Genomic DNA, 5036 nt, shown 5'->3' with positions numbered 1-5036 from the left:
ACCCGCATCCCCGACATGGCGTAGCCGACGATCCCCGACACCGTGGCGCCCGGTTCCAGGACCGCCCGCCCGGCCGCCGAGACCGCCCCGGACACCGCGCTCAGGACGCCACCGACCACGGCGGTGGGCAGGTGGTTGATGCCTTGCCGCATCAGGTCGTTGGCCGTGAGGTCCTGCGGGATGGGCAGCGGGGGCGTCGGTTTGGCCGGCGGATCGCGTTCGAGGTCATAGATTTCGGCGAACATCTGCACCCCGCCGACGCCGTCGGTGACGGCGTGGCTGACGTGCAGCAGGGTCGCGGCCTTTCCGCCGGCCAAACCCTCGACCAGAGTGGCGGTCCACAGCGGCCGGGAGATGTCCATCGGCGACTGCAGGATCACCTCGGCGAGGTTGAACACGTCGCGCAGCGTGCCGGGTTCGGCCACCCGCATGCGGCGCACATGGAATTCGAGGTTGAAATCGGGGTCCACCACCCACCGCGGTGACGCCGTCGGCAGCGTCGGCACGACCACCTTCTGCCGCAACCGCAACACCCGCCGGGAGGCGTTTTCGAACCGCGTCAGGAACTTGTCCCAGTCCGGCGTGGTGTCGAGGAGCTCCAGCGCCATGATCCCCGAGCGGGTCCGGGGATTCGCTTCGCCCCGATGCATCAGATAGTCGACCGGTCCCAGCTGGTCGGACAACTTCACGACCTCGGACTCAGTCATCGCCATCCGCCCGATGCGCCAACCTTGTCACCGTCGATCAAGCCTCCTGCCTAGGACCCACCCACCCCATTGCCACCACAACGCTAGTCGGGTTGCCGCGCTGGTGAAAGGAGCGGTCGGGCCGTACGGCGATGGCGACTCAGCTGGCCGACGTGGCGGTCAGCGGCACCGTGTCCAGCAGCGAGCTGACGCGCCGGCCGTAGATGACGCCAAGGAAATCGGCGACGGCGTCGGCGGCCAGCCGCGATCGGACCGTCGAAAGGATGTCGAACGCGTGGTGCGCGTTAGCGAGCTCGGCGTGGGCCACCGTCGCGGCGCCGGCCGCGCGCAACGCCGCGCAGAAGGTTCGGGCCTGGCCGCTGGGCACCACTTCGTCCTTCTCGCCGTGCAGGACGAAGAAGGGCGGCGCTTCACCGTGCACGTAGGACACCGGCGACGCCGCCTCGAACCGCTCGGGCTGGTCGCTGTGGCGGGCCTTCAGCACGAACTGCTCCAGGAACGGCAGCATCAGCGGGTGCATGTTGTCGAAGTCGGTGAAGTCGTACACGCCGTAGTAGGGGGCTACGGCCTGGACCGTCGTGTCGGCCTCTTCGAACCCGGGCTGAAACGCCGGGTCGTTCGGGGTGAGCGCCGCCAGGGAGGCCAGGTGTCCACCGGCCGACCCGCCGGTGATCGCGATGAAGTCGGGGTCGCCGCCGTAGTCCGCGATGTTCTGGCGGACCCACGCGATCGCCCGCTTCACGTCGATGAGGTGCGCGGGGAACGTGGCACGCGGGCTCTTGCAGTAGTTGATCGAGACGCAGATCCAGCCGAGTTCGGCCATGCGGCTCATCAGCGTGTAGGCCTGCACCCGTTTGTCGCCGACGGTCCACGCCCCGCCCGGAACCTGGATCAGCACCGGCGCCCGCCGCCCCGGTGCGAGGTCGTGGCGCCGCCAGACGTCGAGCAGATTGTCGCGGCCGCCCGGGCCGTAGGAGATGTTCGAGGTCTGCGCGGCGTAGCGGCGGTGCGGCCCGGGCCGGCCCAACATGCCGCCGCGCGGGGCGCAGACGGGCTGGGTGGCGCCCGGGTGGCACACCTGCTCGCGGAAGTCCGGGCCGAAGGACTCCTCAAGCGCGGAGGTGAGGGCCCGATCCGCCCGCTGCGCCGCCCAGGCGGCGCCGACGCGGCCGATCGACGGGTGCGAGACGCGCGACAGCGCGTGGCCGGTCAGGACGTGCGGGGGAAACTCCGTGGACAGCCAGCCGGCGAGACAGCCCAGCGCGAACGGCGAGCCGCGCAGCAACAGCGTGCCGGCCCGGTAGGCGTCCATCGCATCGGCCGCCAGGCGTGAGGCCTGGTTACTGGCCCACGAGCACCGTGAAGTCAAGTGCGTGGTCACGCTCATAACAACGCCACCCCTCGACGTTATGCACACGCTCCGTTGCGGTGAACGGCCGATGACCGGCCGGTGTTCTACGTGTGTCGAGGGTCCCAACCATAGCCGATACATGCGGTGCGCGAACGCTTTTCACGCGCGCCGCGGCGGCGAGTCGTGGCGCGACACGCCGTTGGATAGACTGACCTGCACATTGCCTCCGTAGCTCAGGTGGATAGAGCAAGGGCCTTCTAATCCCTAGGTCGCACGTTCGAGTCGTGCCGGGGGCACTCCGACCGGTATGACCTCGGCTGATGGTTGACGGCTCAGTTCCGGCGCGAGGTCAAACTTCCTAATTGGTGCCGGCCAGACGACTGGTCAGAGGCGTTTTGGTGCGGCGGCGTTGCGGGTAACCACCGAGGGTGCGCGCGGAATCCGTAATTGCCGCACCCGCGGTTGCCCTGGCGATCGCCGCATGTTCGTGTCCCATCGGTTCGGCCGACCCCGGGCCCGAGAATCCACCGTTTCCGGTCGGTCAGCTCGGAGTGCCCGTGCATGCGCGGGCGGCCGACGGTGCGACCGCGGACATCACCGTCGACAGTGCGACGCGGTTACCGCCCGGGTGCGCCTCTCATTTTGCCAATCCGGCGTCTGACCCCGGTTGCACGGTAGTGGAATTGACCGTCACCGCGACGTCCCATCAGTTCTTCCAATTCGACCGCGATCACGTCTTCGCCGGATACGGCGGCGGCGACCAGCCGATGACTCATCCCGACAATGCGCCCGAACCGGCAACGTCTGCGGTCGACTTCCAGAGGTTCGACAAGATGCCCCCGCTGCAATCGGGCGGCCTGCACGACGGGCAGAGCACTCATGGATTCGTCGGCTTCGTTATGCCCACAGCCGGGGACCTGTACATCACGGTCAACGATCCCTCGGATCCAGCGCCCTACACCGAAGCGGGCTTTATCGTCCACACCTGACGGGCCAGCTAACCGGTGACTCCGGCCAGTTCGTTCGCCACCGCATCGAACGCGCGCAACGTGTCCAACATGTGCGGCTCGTGCGAGTGGGGCTGGGTGGACACCTTGGCGGCGACCACCTCCGCCGCGCGGTTGACGTAGACCATCTGGCCGCACATGCCCAGGCACAACACGACATTGGCACCCGGGTAGGGGAACCACATCTGGTTACGGTACATCCCGCCGGGCAGGTCGGTGTCGTGGTCGGGGCTGGCGGCGAACGCCTCCCGCGAGTCGGGCCCACCGTCGAAGGTGTCGGTGAGCCACGCCGCGGGCACCACTTGTTGGCCGGTCAACGAGACCCCGTCACGCAGGAACAGCGAACCGAACCGGATCAGGTCGGTCAGGCAGGCGTTGACGCCGCCGTCGAAGAAACCGGTGCCGGCGGGGTCGACGGCGATGGTGGCGTCGTACTCGGCACCGATGCGGCTCCACAGCAATTCCGACATCAACTCCGGCATGCGTTGTCCGCCGGCGGCCTCACAGATCCAGCCGAGTACGTCCGTTTCACACGAGCGGTACTCGAACGGGCCGCCGTGCACCGACTTCTGCCGCAGCGTCAGCAGGAACTCACGCAACGTGGCGGGAGCATCCGCGTTCCGCCGCGGCGCCCACCCCATCGCCTGGTCAAGCAGGTGAATCTCGGCGGCCGGATCGTCGTAGTTTTCGGAAAACTTGATACCCGACCTCATGTCCAGCAGGTGGCGCACCGTCGCACCGGCGTAGCCACACGTCGCCAGGTCGGGAACGTACGCCGTGACCGGCGCGTCAAGCTCGATCGCGCCGGCCTCGTGCAGCGCGCCCGCGACGGCGCCCACCAGCGACTTGCTCACCGAGAACAACAGGTGCCGGGTGTTTGGCGCCATGCCGTGGAGGTACTGCTCGGCCACCAGCGACCCGCGGTGGGCGACGGCCCACCCGTCGGTTGCCGTGGCGGCCATGACCGCGCCGACGGTGGTGGCCGACCCGTCTGTCCCGGCCAGGCCGATCTCGGCCACCGGAGCGCCGGCGGCGGGCAACGCGGCGACCGGCCCCGTCCCGCGCGGGATCAACGCCGTCGGCACGAAATCTTCGACATGCTGGAACGACCAATGCGAATAGGGCGCCGCCAGCCAGTTGTCCAGGGAGATACCGGCCGGGGCGCTCACGCGCGCGCGACGAGCCGAGAGACGATCGGCGCGGCCGGCGTCAGGGGCGTCGAGGTGAACTTAGCCTTCATGCCCTTGACCCAGCGCTGGCAGCGGTCGCTCAGCTGATAGTCGTCGGTCTGCAGGTGCGAGCGGGTGACGAGCACGCCGAGTTGGGCGCCCTCGGACCGGAGGTCGCCGGGCGCCGCGACCCGCATGTAGAAAGCCTCGGAGCCATCGAGCAGCGTGGCCCAGTCGTTTGCGGTGCGCGAGAAGGAAACCCGGCCTTCGTCGTCGAGGCGCCAAACCCCGGTCCGCGGCGTCGCGGTGAAGATCTCGATGTCCGGCGAGGTCTCGGTGATGATCACCTGGCCCCAGACCTCGTCCTCGCCGTAGCCCCGCTCCCAGCGCGCGTTGATCTCGTCGATGTCGAGCTCGTAGTCCACGTCCATGTACTCGAGCAGGTGGAAGAGGAACAGCGGCATGTCGGCGTAGGCCTCGGTGGTCAGGTTCGTCATCGGGCTGGCGCCACTCAGGCGAGGGTTCACCTCGCCGAGGTAGAGCTCGTCGGAGTCGAGGTCGTGCAACAGGTCCACCTCGAAGTAGCCGAGGTATCCCTCGCGGCGCATGACGTCGCCGAGCTTTGTCACCATTTCCCGCGCGGCGTGCGTCTGGGCGGGCGGTAGCACCTCGTGCCAGATGTCATTGCCGCACCAACTGCCGCGGCTCGGCGTCAGCTCCGAATATCCGACGAGGCTCGTCATCGCGGGTCCGACCACGGTGCCGTGGCGGGTCACGGCGCCCTCGAGGCACACCTCCACGT

At 68.5% G+C, this 5036-nt stretch carries 4 protein-coding genes, 1 tRNA gene and 1 pseudogene; 2 read left to right on the top strand and 4 right to left on the bottom strand.

The annotated features are described in order from the left end of the window. Together A9X03_RS14025 and A9X03_RS14020 are read right to left on the bottom strand one after the other, a co-directional pair. The coding region (locus A9X03_RS14025; protein WP_197696078.1) for a wax ester/triacylglycerol synthase family O-acyltransferase at nt 1–707 on the bottom strand (707 nt) is incomplete at its 3' end. Nucleotides 708–846: 139 nt separating this feature from the next. Continuing rightward, nucleotides 847–2094 (bottom strand): alpha/beta hydrolase, encoded by a 1248-nt coding sequence (locus tag A9X03_RS14020; protein WP_068261571.1) that lies wholly within the window; start codon nt 2092–2094, stop codon nt 847–849. Between the two features lie 186 nt (nt 2095–2280). Here A9X03_RS14020 and A9X03_RS14015 point away from each other — a divergent pair. Next, nucleotides 2281–2354: transfer RNA gene (locus A9X03_RS14015), tRNA-Arg, on the top strand. A gap of 381 nt (nt 2355–2735) precedes the next feature. Next, nucleotides 2736–3047 carry a hypothetical protein gene (locus A9X03_RS30260; RefSeq protein WP_082974496.1) on the top strand — a complete coding sequence of 104 codons (312 nt, stop codon included), beginning with the start codon at nt 2736–2738 and terminating at the stop codon, nt 3045–3047. An 8-nt stretch (nt 3048–3055) separates the two neighbouring features. Here the strand turns inward: A9X03_RS30260 and A9X03_RS14005 are convergent, their stop codons facing one another. Beyond that, nucleotides 3056–4234 carry a serine hydrolase domain-containing protein gene (locus A9X03_RS14005; protein ID WP_068261564.1) on the bottom strand — a complete coding sequence of 393 codons (1179 nt, stop codon included), beginning with the start codon at nt 4232–4234 and terminating at the stop codon, nt 3056–3058. Beyond that, nucleotides 4231–5036, bottom strand: a pseudogene (locus A9X03_RS14000) (hypothetical protein); the annotation flags it as partial. The gene A9X03_RS14005 and the pseudogene A9X03_RS14000, both read right to left, overlap by 4 nt.

The organism is Mycobacterium sp. E1715 (assembly GCF_001667625.1).
Lineage (GTDB): Bacteria > Actinomycetota > Actinomycetes > Mycobacteriales > Mycobacteriaceae > Mycobacterium.
The sequence above is the reverse complement of the archived record's forward strand: the minus strand, read 5'-3'. Positions and strand labels throughout refer to the sequence as shown.